This is a genomic window from Allobosea sp. Tri-44 (assembly GCF_004123845.1).
Taxonomy (GTDB): domain Bacteria; phylum Pseudomonadota; class Alphaproteobacteria; order Rhizobiales; family Beijerinckiaceae; genus Allobosea.
In genome coordinates, this window is sequence record NZ_NBDP01000053.1 from 101,938 (window position 1) to 119,162 (window position 17,225).

At 66.5% G+C, this 17,225-nt stretch carries 16 protein-coding genes; 8 read left to right on the forward strand and 8 right to left on the reverse strand.

What is annotated here, in order from left to right; translation table 11 throughout:
• Positions 1-5: 5 nt before the first annotated feature.
• Together vapC and B6S44_RS25540 are read right to left on the reverse strand one after the other, a co-directional pair.
• Complete coding sequence (vapC, locus tag B6S44_RS25535) at positions 6-395, reverse strand: type II toxin-antitoxin system VapC family toxin (protein ID WP_129159685.1); 390 nt, start codon at positions 393-395, stop codon at positions 6-8.
• Positions 392-607, reverse strand: a complete 216-nt coding sequence (locus B6S44_RS25540) for a type II toxin-antitoxin system VapB family antitoxin (protein WP_129159686.1) — start codon at positions 605-607, stop codon at positions 392-394. The genes vapC and B6S44_RS25540 overlap by 4 nt, the downstream gene beginning before the upstream one ends.
• Positions 608-766: 159 nt before the next feature.
• On the opposite strand from B6S44_RS25540, the gene purL reads away from it, so the two are divergent.
• The 3 genes from purL to grxD are packed head-to-tail and all read left to right on the forward strand — an operon-like array spanning position 767 to position 3,607.
• On the forward strand, positions 767-2,977 hold the full coding sequence (gene purL, locus B6S44_RS25545; RefSeq protein WP_129159687.1) for a phosphoribosylformylglycinamidine synthase subunit PurL: 2,211 nt from the start codon (positions 767-769) through the stop codon (positions 2,975-2,977).
• 11 nt (positions 2,978-2,988) lie between these two features.
• Positions 2,989-3,225, forward strand: coding sequence for a BolA/IbaG family iron-sulfur metabolism protein (locus B6S44_RS25550; RefSeq protein ID WP_129159688.1), 237 nt, complete (start codon positions 2,989-2,991; stop codon positions 3,223-3,225).
• Positions 3,226-3,271: 46 nt separating this feature from the next.
• Entirely contained in the window at positions 3,272-3,607 is a 336-nt protein-coding gene (gene grxD, locus B6S44_RS25555; RefSeq protein WP_091836387.1) for a Grx4 family monothiol glutaredoxin, read from the forward strand.
• A gap of 7 nt (positions 3,608-3,614) precedes the next feature.
• Here the strand turns inward: grxD and B6S44_RS25560 are convergent, their stop codons facing one another.
• From B6S44_RS25560 to tlpA, 4 genes are all read right to left on the reverse strand, one after another.
• A complete protein-coding gene (locus B6S44_RS25560; protein ID WP_129159689.1) occupies positions 3,615-4,223 on the reverse strand; it encodes an AAA family ATPase in 609 nt (202 codons plus the stop codon).
• A gap of 50 nt (positions 4,224-4,273) precedes the next feature.
• Positions 4,274-6,004, reverse strand: coding sequence for a carbamoyltransferase family protein (locus B6S44_RS25565; protein ID WP_129160000.1), 1,731 nt, complete (start codon positions 6,002-6,004; stop codon positions 4,274-4,276).
• 89 nt (positions 6,005-6,093) lie between these two features.
• On the reverse strand, positions 6,094-7,086 hold the full coding sequence (locus B6S44_RS25570; protein ID WP_129159690.1) for a hypothetical protein: 993 nt from the start codon (positions 7,084-7,086) through the stop codon (positions 6,094-6,096).
• Between the two features lie 169 nt (positions 7,087-7,255).
• A complete protein-coding gene (gene tlpA / locus B6S44_RS25575) occupies positions 7,256-7,885 on the reverse strand; it encodes a thiol:disulfide interchange protein TlpA (RefSeq protein WP_248309759.1) in 630 nt (209 codons plus the stop codon).
• A gap of 31 nt (positions 7,886-7,916) precedes the next feature.
• Here tlpA and argH point away from each other — a divergent pair, with 31 nt between their 5' ends.
• The 4 genes from argH (at position 7,917) to B6S44_RS25595 (ending at position 13,779) form a co-directional block, all read left to right on the forward strand.
• The gene (gene argH / locus B6S44_RS25580) at positions 7,917-9,317 is read left to right on the forward strand and encodes an argininosuccinate lyase (RefSeq protein WP_129159692.1); all 1,401 of its coding nucleotides are present in this window, start codon (positions 7,917-7,919) and stop codon (positions 9,315-9,317) included.
• 76 nt (positions 9,318-9,393) lie between these two features.
• Positions 9,394-9,654 (forward strand): LPS translocon maturation chaperone LptM, encoded by a 261-nt coding sequence (gene lptM, locus B6S44_RS25585; RefSeq protein WP_129159693.1) that lies wholly within the window; start codon positions 9,394-9,396, stop codon positions 9,652-9,654.
• A gap of 7 nt (positions 9,655-9,661) precedes the next feature.
• The gene (gene lysA, locus B6S44_RS25590; RefSeq protein WP_129159694.1) at positions 9,662-10,951 is read left to right on the forward strand and encodes a diaminopimelate decarboxylase; all 1,290 of its coding nucleotides are present in this window, start codon (positions 9,662-9,664) and stop codon (positions 10,949-10,951) included.
• A 134-nt stretch (positions 10,952-11,085) separates the two neighbouring features.
• On the forward strand, positions 11,086-13,779 hold the full coding sequence (locus B6S44_RS25595) for a TIGR02302 family protein (RefSeq protein WP_129159695.1): 2,694 nt from the start codon (positions 11,086-11,088) through the stop codon (positions 13,777-13,779).
• Between the two features lie 47 nt (positions 13,780-13,826).
• On the opposite strand, the gene B6S44_RS25600 is transcribed toward B6S44_RS25595, so the two are convergent.
• A complete protein-coding gene (locus B6S44_RS25600) occupies positions 13,827-15,128 on the reverse strand; it encodes an aminotransferase class V-fold PLP-dependent enzyme (protein ID WP_129159696.1) in 1,302 nt (433 codons plus the stop codon).
• 245 nt (positions 15,129-15,373) lie between these two features.
• Between B6S44_RS25600 and B6S44_RS25605 the strand changes: the two genes are divergently transcribed.
• Positions 15,374-15,976: a glycoside hydrolase family 19 protein gene (locus B6S44_RS25605; protein ID WP_164985962.1), complete on the forward strand. Its 603-nt coding sequence runs from the start codon at positions 15,374-15,376 to the stop codon at positions 15,974-15,976.
• Positions 15,977-15,979: 3 nt separating this feature from the next.
• Here the strand turns inward: B6S44_RS25605 and B6S44_RS25610 are convergent, their stop codons facing one another.
• A complete protein-coding gene (locus B6S44_RS25610; protein WP_129159698.1) occupies positions 15,980-17,134 on the reverse strand; it encodes a trans-sulfuration enzyme family protein in 1,155 nt (384 codons plus the stop codon).
• Between the last annotated feature and the right edge of the window lie 91 nt (positions 17,135-17,225).

Here is a 17,225-nt window from a genome sequence, read left to right on the forward strand (position 1 = left end):
GGCTGTCAGGCCAGCAGCAGGCCGCAGTGCGCGACGAAAGGCTCGAAATCTCGGTCCTGGTGCAGAAGGCGATGGCGGTTGGCGATGCAGTAGGTCGCGATGATCAAGTCGGGCGTCTTGCGGATGGTAATGCCACGAGCCCGCAGGTCGCGGTAGTGCGCGGCCCCCTCTCGCGCGAGAGCAGGAGAGAGCATGCGGGCGACCGCAAACCGACGCAGCCTTGTCTCGATGGCGAGAGCTTGCTGATCGCTTCGGGCGCCCCGCAGGATCTCCAAGAGAACGATGTCGCCGACGAGAACGTTCTGCGTTTCCTCCAGCTCGCGCAGCCTGTCCACCGGTGGTGAGCGGTCGCCGCGAAGCAGCCCGATCCAGGCGGAGCTGTCGACGACGATCACCAGGTTTCGGCCGGCTCGTCGATATCGCGCCGCATGGTGTCGAGATCGCCATCCCATCCCAGTCCGTCGAGCTCTTTCAGCGCCTGACGTTGGCGATACTGCTGCACTAGCTTGCGCAACGCTTCTTCCACAGTCGCACGCTTGGTCGGCAAGCCCGTCGCTTCCATCGCCTCGGCGAGCAAGTCGTCATCGAGCTCGATATTGGTGCGCATGGCAGCCTCGATGTGTAAGAGTTGTGCAAAACATACACATCATTTGCCGGCCGTTCAATCTGTGCGCCTCGCCGTGATTGTCTCGCCTGCCGCTTTTAGGCTATTGCCCCCGCTTGAGATCGAGCCCTGCGTTCGCCCCCTCCGTCAGGAACAGGCCGCGTGATTCCCAACGACATCAAGATCACCCCGCAGCTGGTCGCCGAGCACGGCCTCAAGCCGGACGAGTACCAGCGCTTCCTGCACCTGATCGGGCGCGAGCCGTCGATCACCGAGCTCGGCATCGTCTCGGCGATGTGGAACGAGCACTGCTCGTACAAATCCTCAAAGATCCACCTGAAGACGCTGCCGACCAAGGCGCCCTGGGTGATCCAGGGCCCGGGCGAGAATGCCGGCGTGATCGATATCGGCGACGGGCTCGCCGTGGTCTTCAAGATGGAGAGCCACAACCATCCGTCCTTCATCGAGCCCTATCAGGGCGCGACCACCGGCGTCGGCGGCATCCTGCGCGATGTCTTCACCATGGGCGCGCGCCCGATCGCGGTGCTCGATGCGCTGCGCTTCGGCGATCCCAGCCATCCCAAGACCCGGCATCTGGTCTCCGGCGTCGTCGCCGGTATCGGCGGCTACGGCAACTCCTTCGGCGTGCCTAATGTCGGCGGCGCCACCGGTTTCCACCGGCGCTATGACGGCAACAACCTGGTCAACGCCATGGCGGTCGGCCTCGCGCGCTCCGACGAGATCTTCTACGCCAAGGCCTCGGGCGTCGGTAAGGCGATCGTCTATCTCGGCTCCAAGACTGGCCGTGACGGCATCCATGGCGCGACCATGGCCTCGGCCGCCTTCGGCGAGGGCGCCGAAGAGAAGCGCCCGACCGTGCAGGTCGGCGACCCCTTCGCCGAGAAGCTGCTGCTCGAAGCCTGCCTCGAGATCATGGCCGCCGGCCATGTCGACGCGATCCAGGATATGGGCGCGGCCGGCCTGACCTGCTCGGCCGTCGAGATGGGCGCCAAGGGCGATCTCGGCGTCGAGCTCGACCTCAACGCGGTGCCCTGCCGCGAGGATGGCATGAGCGCCTATGAGATGATGCTGTCGGAGAGCCAGGAGCGCATGCTCATGGTGATCAAGCCCGGCCACGAGGAGCCGGCCGAGGCGATCTTCCGCAAATGGGGCCTCGACTTCGCCGTCGTCGGCAAGACCACCGACACGCTGCGCTTCGTCGTCAAGCATGACGGCGAGACGATGGCCGACCTGCCGATCAAGGAGCTCGGCGACGAGGCTCCCGAATATGACCGGCCCTGGGTCGAGACGCCGAAGCGGCCGGTGGTCGATGCCGCCAGCGTCATCCCGCCGATGCCGAACACGGAAGCCCTGCTCGCGCTGGTCGGTTCGCCCGACCTCTCGTCGAAGCGCTGGATCTATGAGCAGTACGACACGCTGATCCTCGGCAACTCGGCGGTGACGCCGGGTGGGGACGCCGGCATCGTGCGCATCGAGGACGGCCCCAAGGGCCTCGCCATGACCGCCGATGTGACGCCGCGCTATTGTGAGGCCGACCCGTTCGAGGGCGGCAAGCAGGCGGTCGCCGAAGCCTGGCGCAACCTGACCGCGGTCGGCGCACTGCCGCTCGCCATCACCGACAATCTGAACTTCGGCAATCCCGAGCGGCCCGAGGTGATGGGCCAGCTCGTCGGATGCATCCGCGGCATCGGCGAGGCCTGCAAGGCGCTCGATTTCCCGGTCGTCTCCGGCAATGTCTCGCTCTACAACGAGACCAACGGCGTCTCGATCCTGCCGACCCCGACCATCGGCGGCGTCGGCCTGCTCGCCGATGTGACCAAGCATGCGACGATCGGCTTCAAGGCCGAGGGCGAGGCGATCCTGCTGATCGGCGAGACCAAGGGCTGGCTCGGACAGGGCGCCTATCTTGCGACGGTCTGCGGCCGCGAGGAGGGTGCGCCACCGCCGGTCGATCTCGCCATTGAGCGCCGCAACGGCGATTTCGTCCGTTCCCTGATCTCGACTGGCCGAGTGACCACCTGTCACGACCTGTCGGATGGCGGGCTTGCGGTCGCGCTCGCCGAGATGGCGATGGCGAAGGGCATCGGCGCCACGATCGAGACGCTGCCGGCCGGACCGACCCATGCCGTACTGTTCGGCGAGGACCAGGGCCGTTATCTGCTCAGCGTCGCCGCCGGCGCCATTGATGCGATCGTTGCCGAGGCGAAGGCAGCCGGGGTTCCGGCGCAGCTCATCGGCAAGACGGGCGGCAGCGAGCTGGCGCTGCCGGGCGAAGCTGCCGTTTCGATCGCCGCGCTGCGCACGGCGCATGAGAGCTGGCTGCCCGACTACATGGCCGGCAAGGCCGCTTGAGGAGATCAGTCATGGCGATGGAAGCAAGCGAGATCGAGCGCATGATCAAGGCGGCGTTCCCCGACGCTATCGTCGAGATCAAGGATCTCGCCGGCGATGGCGATCATTATGCCGCGACCGTGACCTCGGCGGCCTTCACGGGCAAATCGCGCGTCCAGCAGCACCAGATGGTCTATGCCGCGCTGCAAGGAAACATGGGCGGCGTGCTGCATGCCCTTGCGCTGACGACGACGGTTCCCCAAGATTAGAACGAGTTCATCCAGCGGGCCTTGAACCCGCCGCAGGAGAAAAGACATGAGCGACGTCAACGCCCGCATCGATGCCGAAGTGAAGTCCAGCGACGTCGTGCTCTTCATGAAGGGCACGCCGCAATTCCCGATGTGCGGCTTCTCGGGCCAAGTCGTGCAGATCCTCTCTTACGTCGGCGTGCCGTTCAAGGGCGTCAACGTGCTCGAGGACCAGGAGATCCGCGAGGGCATCAAGGCCTATTCGAACTGGCCGACGATCCCGCAGCTCTACGTCAAGGGCGAGTTCGTCGGCGGCTGCGACATCACCCGCGAGATGTTCCAGGCCGGCGAACTACAGGCGCTGCTCGAAGAGAAGGGCATCGCCGTCAAGCAGGCGAGCTGAACCCAGCTCAAGCTTCGGCGCAGGCGGGCAATGTTTCGAGGGCGCTCCAGAGCGCCTTTGGCAGATTGTCGGATCGCTCAAGGAGAGCGAGGCAGCCTCGCCGCCCTTCGGCTACAACCTGCGGGCGCAATGTGGCATTGTTGAAGACGCGCCACTGATCGACAGCCCCGATATAAATCGGCAGGTTCGAGATCGCCCTATCGAAGCGGCGGCGCACATCGGCTTCGGCGACGTCATGCCCGCCTTCGCTCACGCGGCGGGCGATACGCGACAGCGACACTTCCGGCGAAGCGACCAGGAAGAAGAGCAGGTTGATCGCGAAGCCGGCTTCGCGCGCGGCAGCGATCGTACGAAGATGCGTTTTGCCCGACACAGTCGTTTCGATCGAGAACGAGCGCCCTTCGGCGATCAGCGACCGCGTCATTGCCAGCGCCACGCGAGCCGCGCGTTGCTGCTCGGCCGACGGGTCCAGCGGGGAAAGACCACGCGCGATCTCGTCGAGATTGACGAAGCTCGTGCTACCCGAGACGGCCCTGATATGCCGGAAGGCGTAGGTAGTCTTGCCGACACCGTTGGGTCCGGCGACAATCCAGAATTGCGGTTTTTGGGCGGTCATTTCGCTTGGCTAGCACGCCCAGACAGCGCAGGCCACGGTCAGGCGGCAGGTCACTTCACCAGCAGCCAGTCCTCGACCACCAGTGCATCGAGCCCGCTTGTGTAGAACATCAGGATCGCGTCCTCGCTTGAGTGCAGGATCGGCTTGCCCATGATGTTGAACGAGGTGTTGAGGATCACCGGTACGCCGGTGAGCTCGTGGAACGCCTTGATCAAGGTATGATAGCGCGGATTGCGCTCGGCGGTGACGCTCTGCAGGCGTCCGGTCGCATCCTCGTGGACGACAGCGGGAACGCGCGAGCGCACCGCTTCCTTCCAGGTCAGGGTGCGCTCCATATAGGGCGAGTCCTGATAGTTCTCGAACCAGTCGGAGCCGTGCTCGGCCAGGATCGAAGGCGCAAAGGGCCGGAAGGCCTCGCGATACTTCACCTTGGCGTTGAGGAGGTCCTTGGCATCTGCGGGACGCGGATCGGCCAGGATCGAGCGGTTGCCGAGCGCGCGCGGCCCGAACTCGGCGCGCCCCTGCGCCCAGCCGATCAGCTTGCCGTCGGCCAGGAGCTTGGCCGTTGCGACGATGATCTCGTCGGGCGCGAGCTTCTGCAGCCGAGGCTCCCAAGCCGCCATGCGCTCGAAGGGCTCGGTCGAGAGGGACGAGCCGAGATAGGGCGTCATCGGCCCCTTCGGCGCCTGCCAGTCCGGATTGGCTTCGGCATGGGCGAGCCAGGCGGCACCGACCGCATTGCCGTCATCGGCCGGGGCGGAGGGGACATAGACCTGCCGGAAGCCGTGGCGGCCGACGATCTTGCCGTTGAAGGAGGAGTTCAACGCGCAGCCGCCGGCGAGCACGAGATTCTCCGATGGGCAGAGCGCCGCCGTCTCGGCCAGCAGCGCCTCCATCATCTCGGCGAAGACGTCCTGGCCGCAGCGCGAGAGATCGGCCCAGCCCTTGTCGAGCGCGTCGGCCGGGCGGCGGGCGAGGATGTCGGCGGCGACCTGCTGGACCGTCGCGGCGTCGGCGAAGCTGAGCTTGGTGCCCTCGACGCGATAGAGCTTGCGCAGCAGAGCGAGCAATTCGGGATCGCTTCGGCCATAGGGCGCGAGCCCCATGATCTTCCATTCCTCGCCCTTGGCCTGGTCGAAGCCGGCGAGGTCGGTGACGAAGCCGAAATAGAAGCCGATCGATTCGCGGCCGCGATGGCGCTTCAGCTCGGTGAGGCGGCCATCCCTGAGCGCGAAGATCGCAGAAGCGCCGGTCTCGCCCATGCCGTCGACGACGAGGCAGGCGGCATCGCGGAAGGGCGACGACCAGCAGGCGTAAGCCGCATGGCTGAGATGGTGGCCGTAGCGCTTGATCCCGGTGACCTTCGCCTCCCCAAAAGCCCGGTCGAGACCGAGCAAGGTGCCGAGGCCGGCGCGCTGCTGCTGGTGATGCAACGAGGCGATCAAGGCGCGCTCGCTGCGTTCCGGCACGAGCGAGCGATTGAAGGCGGGCGAGAGCTTCAGCAGTGAATCGAGGCTGAAGGCGCCGGCGCGGCTCATCTGGTCGAGGAAGCCGGTGAACTCCTCGCCCCAGCTTGTCGCGAGCCTGATCTTCGCGCCCTTCGGGATGTAGCGCTTGAGCAGGCTTTCCATCCGCACCGCCGTGTCCGGCTCGCAGTTCGGCGCCCGCTTATATTGCAAATAGCGCTCGGTGGCCTCGGCGAACAGGACCTCTCCGCCGGGGTCGATGATGGCGATGGCCGGGTCGTGGAAAGTGGTGGCGAGGCCGATGGTGTAGCTCATGGCCGGCAGCGTATGGAGCAGCCGGCCGGCCATGGCAAATGTTGCAGATCGGTGACGCCAGGTCGGCTGACCGGCTGCGTGCTTGGGGTCTATTTGGCGAAGGCGATGCTGTCGGCGATCGACTTGATCGCCGGTTCGAGCGAGGGATACGTCGCTTCGTCGGCGCTGACGATCATGCGCACGAAGCGGCCATCGGCACCCAGTCCCATATACTGGGCGAAGCGCTTGCGGGCGGAGCCTTCCGTGGTCGTGCCCGACAGCATGGTGCCGTTCTTGTCGCCGGCGAAGGCGACGGTGTCGCGCTTGGTGATCTCGGCCTTCTCGAAACCACGCGTCGTCTGCAGCAGCTTTTCACCGACAGCGGCCAATTGACCGGCGGCGGCCTGGCCGCCGGTCTGATAGCTGACGATCAGCATCGGCTGCTGACCCTTGGGATCGGCGTTGAGCGGGCCGACGGTCATCAGCACGCCGAGGCCGCCGAAGGTGTCGACGACGCGGAAGGGCTCGGCGGCGCGGACGCGGAAGGGCAAGGCGGCGAGCTTCTGGTCGAGCGTCGGCTCCGCGCCGAGCGACACGGTCTTCAGCATGGCGACGACATCGTCGCCATCAAGGTCGGAATCATCCGGCGCCTGCACCGTGATCATCACGGTCTTGGCGCCCTTGAGCAGCACGATCCATTTGTCGAAGGTCGCTGCGCCGAGGGCCTGCTGGCCGGTCAGGATGCGGCCCTTGCCGGCGGCGGTCTCGATGTCCTCGGCGTCGTCGATGGTGATGTTCTGCTTGGCGAAGTTGGTCTTCGCCGTCTCGAGATTGGTGAACAGCGCCGACAATTGCGGATGCGCCTCGGGCGGCAGCTCGACGACGAGCACGGAGGCCTTCGCCTCGACGTTCTCCAGACCGGCGAACTTGGCCGACGGCGCAAAGCCCTTCAGCGGCGTCAGCGAGACTGTGGTCCCGGAAATCGCGGTGCGCTCCTGCGCCTGCACGTTCACTGTCAGCCCGGTGACCAGCAGGCCGCTCATCGCCAGGCGAAGGGTCGTTCGGGCGGCGTGGCGCACTGTGTTCATGTCGAAACGGATCATCGCATCGCTCCTGTACGATCGGTGGGCCCGCGTCACCGATGGCGGGCCTTGCTGCAACTGGCTGAGCGGGTATGGGTTCACATCCCGCGATCTTACGATCGAAGGATGAGGCCTTAAGCCGCTTGTCGCTCTTGTGCGTGTCAGCGCCGTGATCGATGGAGGGCGGTGGTCAGCGCCGGCCGATCGCAGCCGTGATCATCGCCTTGGCGTCGGCTCCCGCCCATTCGGCCGGGCCCTGGAGCAGAGCGAGTTCGCAGCCGGCGGGGTCAACCAGCAGGCTGATCGGCATGCCTTCGACCTTCTTCACCGCGCGGATGTCCTGGAAGACCTTGGCCTGCGGGTCGGCATAATAGGCGAGGCGGGTGATGTTCTTGTCGGCCAGCCACTTCTTTGGCTTGTCGGGATGGCGCGTGTCGATGTTGATCGCCACGACCTCGAAATCGGAGCCGCCGAGCGCACCCTGGAGCGCGTCGAGCGCCGGCATTTCGGTCAGGCAGGGCAGGCACCAGGTCGCCCAGAGGTTGACCAGAACGGTCTTGCCACGAAAGGCCGAGAGGCTCATTGGCTTGCCGTCCGGGCCGTTGAAGGCGAGATCGGGCAGCAGCGCCGGTTGCTTGGCGACCTCGACAGCCGCGACCTCGCCCTTCGCGAGGGGACGCAACGCCTCCACCTTCGTGGCGGCTGCGCTGCAAGTGGAATTGCCCGCCGCGCCCCGTACGGAGTAGAAGGCCGCAGCGCCGCCGAGCGCAAGCAGCGCCAAGGCCCCACAGGCCACCACCATTTTCGACCGAGACGTCATCGCGCGTCCTTGAAGAGCAGGAAAGACCGCCGTGAGCAACCGCATGTGGGGTGGGCGTTTCGCCACAGGTCCCGACGCCATCATGGAGGAGATCAACGCCTCCATCGATTTCGACCAGCGTCTGTGGCGTCAGGACATCCGCGGCTCGCTGGCGCATGCCGCGATGCTCGCCGAGACCGGCATCCTGACGAAGGACGACGTGGACGTCATCTCAGCCGGACTCAAGGGCATCGAGGCCGAGATCGAAGCCGGGCGCTTCACGTTCTCGCGCGCGCTCGAAGACATCCACATGAATATCGAGAGCAATCTCAAGGAGCGGATCGGGCTCGCCGCCGGGCGCCTGCACACCGCGCGCTCGCGCAACGACCAGGTCGCGACCGACATGCGGCTCTGGGTGCGCGATGCGCTCGACCAGCTCGACGAGCAGGTCGCCGACCTGCAGCTCGCGCTGGCCGAAAAGGCCGAGACCTATGCCGGCGCGGTGATGCCGGGCTTCACTCATCTGCAATCGGCCCAGCCGGTCACCTTCGGCCACCATCTGCTCGCCTATGTCGAGATGCTGGCACGTGACCGCAGCCGGCTCAGGGATGCGCGCGAGCGCATGAACGAATGCCCGCTCGGCGCCGCCGCGCTCGCCGGCACCTCATTCCCGATCGACCGGCACATGACGGCCAAGGCGCTCGGCTTCGCCCGCCCGACGGCGAACTCGCTCGATTCGGTCTCGGACCGCGATTTCGTGCTGGAGACGCTGTCGGCTGCCTCGATCTGCGCCATGCACTTGTCGCGCCTCGCCGAGGAAATCGTGCTGTGGGCGACGCCGCAATTCGGCTTCGTCAAGCTCTCCGACAAGTTCTCGACCGGCTCGTCGATCATGCCGCAGAAGCGCAATCCCGACGCAGCCGAGCTGGTGCGCGGCAAGGCGGGGCGCGTCTTTGGCGCGCTCCAGGGCATGCTGACGATGATGAAGGGCCTGCCGCTGACCTATTCGAAGGACATGCAGGAGGACAAGGAAGGCACTTTCGACGCGGTGCAGACCCTGTCGCTTTGCCTCGCTGCGAGTGCCGGCATGGTCCGCGACATGCAGCCGGACCTGAAGACGATGAAGAAGGCGGCCGGCCTCGGTTATGCCACAGCGACCGATCTCGCGGACTGGCTGGTGCGCGTGCTGAAGATGCCGTTCCGCGATGCGCACCACGTCACCGGACGCCTAGTCGGCATCGCCTCGGCCAAGGGTGTCGGGCTGGAGAAGCTCTCGCTTGCCGAGATGCAGGAGGTCGAGCCGAAGATTGGCGACGAGATCTTCGCCGTGCTCGGCGTCGAGCGCTCGGTGAAGAGCCGCACCAGCTACGGCGGCACCGCTCCGGCGAATGTGAAGCGGCAGGCCAAGCGCTGGCTGAAGCTGCTCGCCAAGGACGCGAAGCCGCAGTCATGATCCCGGCGCAAAGGCTCGCAAGCTTGCGCGCCATTCGCTACACTCGTCCCGAAGCTTCGCCCAAGGATCATCGTTCGTGCTGCAATCCCGCCTGAAACTCGGCCGCACCGTGCTGGTGATCGGCCTGCTCGGCCTCGCGCTCGCGGCTTGCGGCCGCCGTGGACCGCTGGAGCCGCCGCCGAACGCCAAGAACGCGGTCGCCCTGCCCGACAAGCAGGTCGGCGCAGTGGAGAACACCTTCAACGCGACGGAAGCTTCGCCGCTGGGCAAGCCACCGAAGACGAACAAGGCCATTACGATCCCCGAATCGTCCTTCGTGCTCGACCCGCTGCTCTGAGCTGACGATGCATCATTTTGGCTATCGCGACGGCGCGCTCTTCGCCGAGGATGTCGACCTGCGCGAGATCGCGGAGACGGTCGGAACGCCGGTCTATATCTACTCTTCGGCGACGATCGAGCGGCATTACCGCCTCTATGAAGCGGCGATGAAGTTGACCGCGCCGGGCAAGCCGGCGCATGTCTTCTACGCCATGAAGGCGAACAGCAATCTCGGCGTGCTGAAGACGCTGGCGGCGCTCGGTGCCGGCGCCGACACGGTCTCCGAGGGCGAAATCCGCAAGGCGCTCGCGGCGGGCTTCCCGGCTGACAAGATTGTCTTCTCCGGCGTCGGCAAGAGCGAAAACGAGCTCGCCTTCGCCGTCGAGGCCGGCATCTTCCAGGTCAATATCGAGACCGAGGGCGAGCTCGACCTGCTCTCGAAGGTGGCGCAGCGTCTGGGCAAGCGCCAGGAAGCGGTATTCCGGGTCAATCCCGACATCGGCGCCGGCGGCCATGCCAAGATCACCACGGGGTCCTCGGCCAACAAGTTTGGTGTCTCCTTCGAGGAGGTGCACCGGCTCTATGCCCGCGCTGCCAACATGGCGGGCGTCAGGATCATGGGGCTCGCCGTGCATATCGGCAGCCAGATCCGCGAGGTCGGTGCCTTCGAGGCGGCCTATGCCAAGATGCGCGATCTCGTGCTGGCGCTGCGGGCCGAGGGACACCGGGTCGATCGACTCGATCTCGGCGGCGGGCTCGGCATCCCCTACGATATTCCCCGGGAATTCGATCACGGCCCCGGGCTGATCGAGGCCTATGCCGCGATGGTCGCCAGGGTCACCGAGGGACTCGACGCCGAGCTCGGTTTCGAGCCGGGGCGGCTGATCGTCGGCAATGCGGGCATCCTGCTGACCAAAGTGCTGCATCTCAATCCGCGGCCGACCAAGCAGTTCCTCGTCGTCGACGCGGCGATGAACGACCTGCTGCGGCCGGCGATGTACGAGGCCTATCACGAGATCTGGCCGGTGGCGGAGCCGGCGGAAGGCGCGAAGACGATCGCCTATGACGTGGTCGGGCCGATCTGCGAATCAGGCGACACTTTCACCACCGGGCGCGATCTCTCCGAGCTGAGGCCTGGTGACCTGATCGCCTTCATGACCGCCGGTGCCTATGGCGCCAGCATGTCCTCGACCTATAATCAGCGCCCGCTCGTCGCCGAAGTGCTGGTCAAGGGCGATAAATTCGCCGTAACGCGGCCGCGCCAGACCTATGAAGAGCTGATCGGCACGGATCGTGCACCACCCTGGCTGCCCTGAGCCTGCTTCACGATTCCCGGAGCACCTGTGGGGTATCGCGCCTGAGTGCTGGTCACGCCACAATCCCGTGCTAGCCTCTCCGCTCGATCGATGAAGCCAAGAGAGGCGCCGCGGGGGGCGGCTCGGAGCATCGGATGAGCGAAACACTGCGCCGTACGGCGCTTGATACAGGTGGGCCGATCCGCAAGCGGCTGGAACGCCTCACCATGGCGTCGCGGCTGTCGCTCGCCTGGGAGCGACTCTGGCCGAAGCTGTGGGCGCCGCTCTGCGTCGTGCTGCTCTTCCTCGCCGTCTCCTGGTTCGGGCTCTGGCTGCACCTGCCCTGGTGGGGCCGGGCCGCCGGCTCCGCCATCTTCGCTTTGGCGCTGCTCGGAAGCTTCTGGCCGGCGATGACCGGCCGCTGGCCGAGCCGCCGCGAGGCGCTGGCCCGGCTCGACCATTCCATGGATGGCGCGCATCGCCCGGCGACTGCGCTCGAGGATACGCTTGCGGTCGGCGGCAAGGACCCGGTCTCGCAGGCGCTGTGGACGCTGCATCTGCAACGCCAGGGCGCCCATGTCGCGGCGCTGAAGGTCGCGCCTCCGCAACCGCATATGGCCGGGCGCGACAAGCGGGCACTGCGTGCGGCGCCTCTGGTCGCTGCCGTCGCCGGTTTCTTCGTCGCCGGGCACGAGGTCCTGCCGCGCCTCACCGCCGCTTTCGACTGGCGCGGACCTGCGCTCGCCGCCGCGGCGGTCCGGATCGATGCCTGGATCGACCCGCCGGCCTATACGCGCATGCCGCCGATCCTGATCGACTTCGCCAGGCTGGCGAGCCCCAATTTCAACGTGCCCGAGAAGTCGACGGTGGTGGTGCGCATCGCCGGTCGCAGCGGCATGGATGTCGCGACCACGGGCCGGCTCGATGCGGTGCCGGTCGAGGGCAAGCCCGGCGAAGCCAAGCCGGCTGATGCCAAAGCTGCACTGACGAATACCGTCGCGGTGACGGAGAAGCGCTATCTGCTCGCCGGCGACGGCACCTTGCGCATCATCGGATCGGGGGCGCCCGCCCAGACACTGAGCCTGCACGCGATCATTGACCAGAAACCGGAGATCGCCTTCGCCGAGCCGCCCAAGCCGGTCAGCGGCGTGCAGGGCGGGCTCGGCATCAGCTATCGCGCCAAGGACGATTACGGCATCGCCTCGGCCGAGGTCGTCGTCTCGCGCGTCTCTCCCCTCACGGGCGGGCGCTCGCTGGTCGAGGCGCCCAAGCAGATTCTGCCCGTGCCGTCCTCCGGCTCGGGCGAAGACGAGATGAAGAGCACGGTCGACTTCTCGGCTCATCCCTGGGCCGGCGCCAAGGTGAATATGAGCCTCGTGGCGCGCGACGAGACCGGGCAGGAGGGACGCAGCGAGACCGTCGAGGTCGTGCTGCCGCAGCGGACCTTCACCAAGCCGCTGGCCAAGGCGCTGGTCGAGCAGCGGCGCAAGCTGATCATGGATGTCGATACGCGCAAGAAGGTTCAGCTCGCGCTCGACGCGCTGATGATCGAGCCGGACCGCTTCATGAAGGAGACCGGCGTCTATCTCGGCATGCGCATGATTAGCGAGCGATTGCGCCGCGCCGCCAGCGACGACCAGCTGCGCGACACCGCCGAGATGATGTGGGCGCTCGCGCTGCAGCTCGAGGATGGCGACCTGTCGGATGCCGAAAAGGCGCTGCGGGCTGCGCAGGAGAATCTGCAGCAGGCGCTCGATCGCGGCGCCACCGAGGACGAGATCAAGAAGCTCACCGAAGAGATGCGCCGCGCCATGGACCGGTTCATGCGTGAACTCGCCCAGCAGATGCAGCGCCAGCAGCAGAACGGCGAGCGGAACCAGGCGCAGCTGCCCGAGAATTTCCGCACGGTGACGCCGCGCGACCTGCAGAACATGCTCAACCGCATCGAGGAGTTGTCGAAGCGCGGCGACATGGCCGAGGCGCAGCGTCTGATGGAGGAGCTCAACAACCTCCTGAACAATCTCAAGACGGCGCGCCCGGGCCAGCAGGACCCGCGCCAGCGCGAGATGAACCAGGCGCTCGGCGATCTCGACCGGATGACGCGTGAGCAGCAGCAATTGCGCGACGAGACCTACCAACAGGACCAGCAGCGCCAGAATCGGGCCCAGCGCGGCCAGCGTCCCGGCCAGCAGCAGGCGCGTCCCGGCCAGCAGGGCCAGCGCCAGCAAGGACAGCAGGGCCAGCGTGGTCAACGCGGCCAGCAACCCGGACAACAGCCGGGCGAGAACGGCGAAGAGGGCGAGGGCGAGGACGGCCAGAACGCCGAGGGCGGACAGGGTCAGAGCCTGTCGCAGCGCCAGCAGGCACTGCGCGAGCGTCTGCAGGACCTGCAGCGGCGTATGCGCGGCATGGGCGCCGATCCGGGTGAGCTTGGCGAGGCCGAGGACGCCATGCGCGAGGCAGAAGGCCAGCTCGGCCAGGGCCAGGACGGGCAGGCGGTGGATGCGCAGGGTCGTGCGCTCGAGGCACTACGCAAGGGTGGCCAGAACCTCGCTCAGCAGATGCAGGGCGAGCCCGGCGAAGGCGAGGGCAACGACAACGCCTATGGCGAACCGGACGGGCGCCCGGCCGGCCGGCCTTCCGCGCAACAGCGCGACAACAACGATCCGCTCGGGCGACCGCAGCGCCAGCGCGACTGGGCCGATGGCCGCGTGCGCGTGCCGGGTGCCGACGAGAGCGCGACGCAGCGGGCGCGGCGCATTCTTGAGGAGCTGCGCCGACGTCTTGGCGACCCGCTGCGCCCGACCGAAGAGCTCGACTATCTCGAGCGCCTGCTGCGGCGGAATTGAGCAGAGGCCGCGCTCAGCGCGGCCTCTTTCTTTTTAACCCTATCTCGTCAGCCCGGCCGATTGCCCGAGACGACCGCGAGCGCCGCGATGAAGCGGTCGAGATCGGATTCGGTCAGATAGGGCGCCGGGGAGATGCGGATGGTGTTGCCCTTGGCGACGCCACCGCGACGCACTGTCATCACCTTGTGCTGGTCGCGCAGCGCCGCGACGACGGCGTTGCAGTCGGCGGCGGAGCGTTTGCCGGTCAGCGCGAAGGAGGTGATGCCTGCGACCATCTCCGGGTCGTCCGGCGTCTGGATTTCGATGCCCTTGAGCTCGCGCGCCCGGGCGACCCAGTAGTTGCGGAGATGACGGTAGCGCGCTTCCTTGGCCTGCGGTCCGACTTCCTGATGCAAGGCTAGCGCTGCGGGAACGGCGAGCTGCGCGGCGAAGTTCGGCGTGCCGGTGTGGATGCGCGAGCGGACATCGTCGGCCTTGAAGTCCTCGTCGCCATAATGGGTGTCGATATCGGCCAGTCGATCGCGGGCGATGTACATGACGCCGACGCCGAGCGGCGCGCCGATCCATTTGTGCAGGTTGAAGCCGATGAAATCGACACCGAGCTCCTTGGCCTTGAAGTCGACTTGGCCCCAGCTATGGGCAGCGTCGAGGATGACGTCGATGCCGCGCGCCTTGGCCATGGCGGCAAGTTCCCTGACCGGCATCATCAGCCCGGTGCGGTGGCTGATATGGGTGAGCAGCAGCAGCTTCGTCTTCGGATTGGCCTTGAGCGCGGCTTCATAGGCCGCGAGCACATTGGCCTTGGTCGCGGGCTCCGGGATGTCGAATTTGGCGACCTCGACGCCGCGCCGGCCTTTCAGCCAGTTCATCGCGTATTGCATCGAATCATAGTCCAGATCGGCGTAGAGCACGCCGTCGCCGGCTTTGAGCTTGTTGTAGCCGGCGATCAGCGTCTGCAGCGCCTCGGTGGCGCCGCGGGTCAGCGCGATCTCCTCGCGGGCGACGCCGAGGAAGCCGGCGACCGGCGTGCGGACCTCGTCGAGATCCTGGCCGATCCTGGTGCGGGCGTAGACGGTGTTCTCGAAATTCACGAAGTCGGTCAGGCGCTTGTATTCGGCCTTCACCGGCTCGGCCATGATGCCCCAATAGCCGTTCTCAAGGTTCACCATATCGGGCGTGACGCTGTAGAGGCGCCGGACTGCATCCCAATAGCCGGTGTCGGTGCCGAGGCCGCTGATCGGCAGGGCCGGAAGCGAGCGAGCGAGAGCGGGGGCTGCTGCTACGGCGAGAGCGGCAGTGCCGAGGCCGGCAAGTAGCGTGCGGCGGCTGAGGGCGGTCTGGTTGGTCATGGCGGGTTTTCCTGAGGCGGTCGCCTTCGCTAGCGGCCGGCTGTTTCAGGTCCATGACGACCGGCAGTTGGATTTATCCCCGCGCTGCGAAACGGATGCATACTAGAGCCCGTTCCGATCAGCTTGCGTCGCAAGCTGATCGGCAAAACGGTCTCCAAACTGATAGTGAGAGACGGATTCACCGATCAGGCTGGTTCAGCCTGATCGGATCCGGCTCTAATGCAAAGCGCAACCGGAGTGCCGCCATGTCGATGCAAGGATCGTCAGCCGAGGAAGCCCCAGTCGAGAAGCCGCAGGCTCCGCGGGTGCCGGATCTTGCCGTAACGGTCACGCGGCTCGCCCGCCTGGCGCCGATGGGCAAGGCGGAGATCATGAACAACATCGCCCTGCATTTCGATCGGCTCGCCGCCGAGGCCGATCTGACGACGCCGCTGCGCGTCTGCCATTTCCTGGCTCAAGCCGCGCATGAGAGCGACCGTTTCCGCACGTTGGAGGAGAAGGGCGGGAAGAAGCAGTTCGCTCGCTACGAAGGCCGGACCGATCTCGGCAACACCGAGCCCGGCGATGGTGCGCGCTATCACGGACGCGGCATTTTCCAGCTGACCGGCCGGGCCAATTACAAGCGCATCGGCCGTATGCTGAACGTCGATCTCGAAGGGCGGCCGGAATTGGCGCTTGATCCGCGCATCTCGGTCCAGATCGCCTTCGCCTATTGGCGCGATCGCAAGATCAACGCCGCTGCCGACCGCGATGACACAGCGCGCGTCACCCAGCTGATCAATGGCGGGGCCAACGGCCTCGCCGACCGCCGGCAATTGCTGACGACGGCTAAAGGGATCTGGTTCTGAGCCTCAGCGGTGCCCGGCCTTCAGCGCCTGGTCGAGGTCGGCGAAGAGATCGTCGACGTCCTCGATGCCGGTAGACAGACGCAGCAGATCGGGCGGGCAGGGTGAGCCCGCGCCTTCGATCGAGGCGCGGTGCTCGATCAGGCTCTCGACGCCGCCGAGCGAGGTGGCCCTTTTGTACAACTCGACATGAGCCGCTGTGGCAACCGCCGCCGCCTCGCCCCCGGTGACCTGGACCGAGAGCATGAAGCCGAAACCGCCCTCCATCTGGCGCGCCGCGATGTCGTGGCCGGGATGCTGCGGCAGGCCGGGATAGAGCACGCGCGAGACCAGCGGGTGGGCGGCAAGCTTCTGCGCCAGTGCCATGGCCGAGGCCGACTGGCGCTCCTGCCGGACATGGAGCGTGCGCATGCCGCGCATCAAGAGATAAGCCTCGAATGGGCCGAGGATGCCGCCCTGGCCCTTGCGCACGGTCTTGATGCGGGCCCAGAATTCATCGTCCTGCCGGGCACAGAGCGCGCCGGCGATCACATCGGAATGGCCGTTCAGCACCTTGGTCGCGGCATGCATGACGATATCGGCGCCGAGCGTGAGCGGGCGGGTGTGCACCGGCGAGGCGCAGGTCGAATCGACCGCGAGCCTGGCGCCGGCCGCATGGGCGATCTCGGCGGCCGCGGCGATATCGGTGATGGTCCAGAGCGGGTTGGATGGCGTTTCAATCCAGACCAGCTTGGTGACGCCGGGCTTCACGGCGGCCTTCAGCTTGTCGAGATCGTCGCTCTCGACGAAGTCGATCTTCAACCCCCAGCGTGTCGCCTCGGTCAGCAGCCAGGAACGCAGCGCCCAGTACATCACCTTGGAGGCAACGACATGATCGCCAGGGGAGAGCGCCTGGAACACGGCGGTCGCGGCCGCCATCCCTGAGCTGAACAGAAGGGCGCCGGCCTTCGCTTCCTCGAGCATGGCGAGCACGGCCTGCGCCTCGTGCACCGTCTCATTGTCCGGCCGGCCATAGATGAAGCCGGATGAATAGGCGTTGTCCTCGTCGCGGATATAGGTGGTGGAGACATGGATCGGCGGCACCACGGCCTTGGTCAGCGGGTCGATCTTGCCCATCGCCTGGGCGGCGAGCGAACGGGGGTGCAGCGGGCGCTTGGTCATGGGCGATCTGATTTCCATTATGTGAGACGATTCATCTCACCATGATTGCTGCGGTGCAAGAGGCTCGCCTTGCCCGGAGCGCAGAGACACC

Bases quoted from the DNA above. Each gene is read 5' to 3' on its own strand.
- lysA (WP_129159694.1), top strand. From the start codon at position 9,662: ATGCATCATTTTGGCTATCGCGACGGCGCGCTCTTCGCCGAGGATGTC.
- grxD (WP_091836387.1), top strand. From the start codon at position 3,272: ATGAGCGACGTCAACGCCCGCATCGATGCCGAAGTGAAGTCCAGCGAC.
- B6S44_RS25565 (WP_129160000.1), bottom strand. From the start codon at position 6,004: ATGAGCTACACCATCGGCCTCGCCACCACTTTCCACGACCCGGCCATC.
- B6S44_RS25610 (WP_129159698.1), bottom strand. From the start codon at position 17,134: ATGACCAAGCGCCCGCTGCACCCCCGTTCGCTCGCCGCCCAGGCGATG.
- B6S44_RS25560 (WP_129159689.1), bottom strand. From the start codon at position 4,223: ATGACCGCCCAAAAACCGCAATTCTGGATTGTCGCCGGACCCAACGGT.
- B6S44_RS25605 (WP_164985962.1), top strand. From the start codon at position 15,374: ATGTCGATGCAAGGATCGTCAGCCGAGGAAGCCCCAGTCGAGAAGCCG.
- B6S44_RS25550 (WP_129159688.1), top strand. From the start codon at position 2,989: ATGGCGATGGAAGCAAGCGAGATCGAGCGCATGATCAAGGCGGCGTTC.
- tlpA (WP_248309759.1), bottom strand. From the start codon at position 7,885: ATGACGTCTCGGTCGAAAATGGTGGTGGCCTGTGGGGCCTTGGCGCTG.
- B6S44_RS25595 (WP_129159695.1), top strand. From the start codon at position 11,086: ATGAGCGAAACACTGCGCCGTACGGCGCTTGATACAGGTGGGCCGATC.
- B6S44_RS25540 (WP_129159686.1), bottom strand. From the start codon at position 607: ATGCGCACCAATATCGAGCTCGATGACGACTTGCTCGCCGAGGCGATG.
- B6S44_RS25570 (WP_129159690.1), bottom strand. From the start codon at position 7,086: ATGATCCGTTTCGACATGAACACAGTGCGCCACGCCGCCCGAACGACC.
- B6S44_RS25600 (WP_129159696.1), bottom strand. From the start codon at position 15,128: ATGACCAACCAGACCGCCCTCAGCCGCCGCACGCTACTTGCCGGCCTC.